The 3,567-nt window shown below is 62.6% G+C and carries 4 protein-coding genes; all 4 read right to left on the bottom strand.

All coding sequences use genetic code 11. From position 1 onward, the window contains the following. Positions 1–109: 109 nt before the first annotated feature. Genes N2315_08925 through N2315_08910 form a run of 4 tightly spaced genes read right to left on the bottom strand, consistent with a single transcriptional unit; the run spans position 110 to position 3,491 of the window. Positions 110–370: an HPr family phosphocarrier protein gene (locus tag N2315_08925; GenBank protein MCX7829299.1), complete on the bottom strand. Its 261-nt coding sequence runs from the start codon at positions 368–370 to the stop codon at positions 110–112. Between the two features lie 3 nt (positions 371–373). Then, positions 374–745 (bottom strand): DUF1667 domain-containing protein, encoded by a 372-nt coding sequence (locus N2315_08920; protein ID MCX7829298.1) that lies wholly within the window; start codon positions 743–745, stop codon positions 374–376. A 1-nt stretch (position 746) separates the two neighbouring features. After that, positions 747–2,003: an FAD-dependent oxidoreductase gene (locus N2315_08915; GenBank protein MCX7829297.1), complete on the bottom strand. Its 1,257-nt coding sequence runs from the start codon at positions 2,001–2,003 to the stop codon at positions 747–749. A gap of 3 nt (positions 2,004–2,006) precedes the next feature. Further along, positions 2,007–3,491, bottom strand: a complete 1,485-nt coding sequence (locus N2315_08910; protein ID MCX7829296.1) for an NAD(P)/FAD-dependent oxidoreductase — start codon at positions 3,489–3,491, stop codon at positions 2,007–2,009. Between the last annotated feature and the right edge of the window lie 76 nt (positions 3,492–3,567).

The following is a 3,567-nucleotide window of genomic DNA, read 5'->3' as shown; positions in this document are numbered from 1 at the left end:
CTCAGGTGCCGTCCCCGCGAGGCAAGGCGTAGTGTAATACGCCCCGGGCGTTACGTCAACACCCGGGGCGATGAATACTTTTTAGGACACTAGAGCTAGTGCCAAAACGTCAGACGGAGGTGTCCTCCGCCACCTCCCGGAGGGCCCTTAAGGCCTCCTCCGCCTGCTCCCCCTCCGCCTCGATCCTTATGGTCTCCCCGGGCTCGATGCCCAAGGACATGATCCCAAGAATGCTCTTGGCGTCCACGGTCCTGTCCTTCTTGGTCACCTTAACGGCACAGGCAAAGGACGAGGCCTTCTGAACGAACAGGGCGGCTGGACGGGCGTGAAGCCCGTGGGGGTTCTTTACTACCACTTCGATGCTCGGCATTGATCAGGACTCCTTTCGCTTTAGTGAGCGGCTGGCTACGATGTCAACTCCGGTTCCGCATACATCCGCAATTATAACCTGTCCTATCTCAACCGGCGCAACAACCTTCACACGGGCAAGCTCCCTGGCCACGTCAAAAACCTTGTCCAGCGGCAGGGGGCGTCTGCTCCTCACGGGACACACCGGAAGCGCCCCGCCCTCAACCCTCACCGTGGAGGTGAAAACCCTGACGGGGTTTTTTGCCTCCGCCACCGCGTAGGTCTCCCCCCTGGGGCACTGGTTCCCCTCCACCTTCCCTACCTCCGAGCCCTCCAGGGTGACGGACAAGGTGCAGCCCACGGGGCAGGAAACGCATATCATCTTCCGGACCTCCACGTCAGCGCACCTCCTCCACCGAAACCTCTATGGCCCCAACATCGGGCGGCAGCTCCCTCAGGGCCTTCGCCCTCAGCACCACCTCGTTCATCTCCCCGGGCCTTGCGTACCTAAGGTTGGTAAGCCCCACATCAGGGCTTGTGACTATCCGACACCGCTTCTCCACCGGCTCGCTAACCCGGAGGAACACAGTGGAGTCCTCCTTGTCGCCAACCACCTGGGGCGAAAGCAGACGCACGCCCTTGCCGGGCACCACCTGGAAGGTCCTGTCAGGAGCCTCAAGGCGGCCCATGGCGTACCGGGCGGCGTTCTCCCCAGCCCTCACCCCCTCGGCGCTGACCCAGTCCACCAGGTCGTAAACCACCACCACGTTGCCCGCGGCGAACACGTTGGGCTTGGAGGTCTGAAGGAACTGGTTGACCTTAGGCCCCCCGGTCAACGGATGTATCTCCACCCCCGCCATCCGGGACAGCTCGTTCTCCGGGATGAGCCCCACCGCCAAAAGCAGCGTGTCGCACTCTATGGTCCGCTCGGTGCCCGGTATGGGACGTTTGCACTGGTCCACCTTGGCCACAGTCACCGCCTCCAGGCGGTCCTTGCCGTGTACCTTGGTGACCGTGTGCTCCAGGTGGAAGGGGACGCCGTAGTCGTCCAAACACTGGGCTATGTTCCGCCTAAGCCCTCCGGGCCAGGACATGAGCTCAAAGACCCCCTCCACCTTGGCCCCCTCAAGGATCATCCGCCTTACCATTATGAGCCCTATGTCGCCGGAGCCCAGCACCACAACCCGCCTGCCCGGCATGTAGCCCTCCATGTTCACGAAACGCTGGGCGGTGCCGGCGGTGTAGATCCCAGCGGGCCTAGAGCCGGGTATCCCCAAAGCACCCAAGGGGCGCTCCCTACATCCCATGGCCAACACGGTGGCCCTAGGCACCACATGCTCTATGCCCCGGTCGGGGTTCATGGTCCAGAAGGACCCGTCCTCCTCCATGTGAAACACCATGGTGTTGGTAACGAACTCAACCCCCGCCTGATGGGCCCTCTCAAGATACCGATGCACGTACTCAGGACCAGTGAGCTCCTCCTTGAAGGTGTGAAGCCCAAATCCCGGATGTATGCACTGCTGGAGTATGCCACCCAGGTCCCAGTCCCTCTCGAAGACCACCACCCGATCAGCTCCCGCGTTCCTGGCCCCCACCCCCGCGGCTATGCCCGCGGGTCCGGCGCCTATTATGGCCACGTCTATGTCCTTGAGCATGGTTTAAGCCCCCTCCCTCTCAAGCCAAGGGGCCTTGGTGGGACCGGTAAGAAGCCTTGAGTGCCCACCGTGCCTTGTGACCTCTTCAGGGCTTATGCCAAGCTCCCTGGCCAATATCTCCACCACCCGGGGCCCGCAGAAGCCCCCCTGACAGCGGCCCGCCCCCGCCCGGGTCCATATCTTCACCGCCGCCACGGTCCTAGCTCCCCGCCTTATGGCCTCCACCACCTGGGCCTCCGTCACCGTCTCGCAGCGGCACACTATCTGGCCGTAACGAGGATCCTCCGCCGCAAGCCTTATGCGCTCTTCCATGGGCAGCTCCGAAAAACGGGGTATGTGCCGCCTAACCGGCACGAAAGACGGGTCCTCCTCAAAGGATATGAGTCCCCCGTAGCAGTCCTTCAGCATCTCCACCACCCTCACCGCTATGGCGGGGGCGCTGGTGAGCCCCGGGGACTTTATCCCCGCCACGTTGAAGAAACCCCGCAGGGAATCCACGGGGCCTATGTGGAAGTCCCCGCTGTCCGAGTTGGCCCTAAGCCCCGCAAAGGTGGTTATGCTCATGTTACGCGGGACGGACGGGATGAGCTTGAGCGCCCCTTCGAAGACCTCCTTAAGGCCCTCACCGGTGGTGGAGGTGTCCTCCTTGGAGCTCTGGGGCACCGAGTTGGGCCCTATAAGCAGGTTCCCGTCCACGGTCCTGGCAACGGTTATGCCCTTGCCCTTCTTGGTGGGACACGGGAAGAAGAAGCTCTTCACCAGGTTCCCCACGGACTTGTCGAATATGAAGTACTCGCCCCTTACGGGGGTTATGGTGAAACTGTCGTCCCCCGCCATGGAGGACAGCTCGTCGCTGTGAACCCCCGCGGCGTTTACCACCACCGGAGCTAGGAAATCCCCCCCGCTGGAGGACACCCCCGCCACGGACCTGCCCGATGGATCCTTTATGAGCCCCGTCACCTCGGTGCCCAGGAAAAGCTCCACCCCGTTGGCCTGGGCGTTGTCCATGAAGGCCAGCACCGCCTCGAAGTTGTTAACCATACCGGCGGAGGAACACCATAGGGCCGCCACTATGTCCTTGGACGCGTTGGGCTCCCTGTCCCTCAACTGGTCGCCGGTTATTATCTCCAACCCCAAAACACCGTTGGTACGCCCATGTTCCAGCAGCATCTCAAGGTGCCCTATCTCGTCGCCGTTGAAGGCGCACACGTAGGACCCGCAAGGGTCGAACTGGAAGTCCAGCTCCTCGTGAAGCTGGTGGTACAGCCGGTTCCCCTTGGCGCAAAGGGAAGCCTTAACCGTACCGGGCTTGTCGTCAAAGCCGCCGTGCACCATGGAGCTGTTGGCCCGGCTGGCCCCGGAGGGGATGTCGTAAGCCTTGTCCAACACCGCCACCCGCAGCCTGTAACGGGACAGCTCCCTGGCGATGGAGGCCCCCACTATGCCGGCCCCAACTATCACCACGTCGTACCGCCTGTCTTGACTCATCGCTTCACCCCCGCCCCCCTCCCCAAAAAAGGAGAGAGGGAATGCACATGCTTACCGTGCTTCCCTCTCTCTACTC

The sequence above is a fragment of the Thermanaerothrix sp. genome, assembly GCA_026417795.1.
In the GTDB taxonomy this organism is placed as follows: Bacteria; Synergistota; Synergistia; order Synergistales; family Synergistaceae; genus Thermanaerovibrio.
This window is presented reverse-complemented; position numbering and strand designations above follow the sequence as displayed.

Excerpts from the sequence above, each read along its gene's own strand:
- N2315_08910 (MCX7829296.1), bottom strand. The coding sequence starts at position 3,491 with ATGAGTCAAGACAGGCGGTACGACGTGGTGATAGTTGGGGCCGGCATA.
- N2315_08915 (MCX7829297.1), bottom strand. The coding sequence starts at position 2,003 with ATGCTCAAGGACATAGACGTGGCCATAATAGGCGCCGGACCCGCGGGC.
- N2315_08925 (MCX7829299.1), bottom strand. The coding sequence starts at position 370 with ATGCCGAGCATCGAAGTGGTAGTAAAGAACCCCCACGGGCTTCACGCC.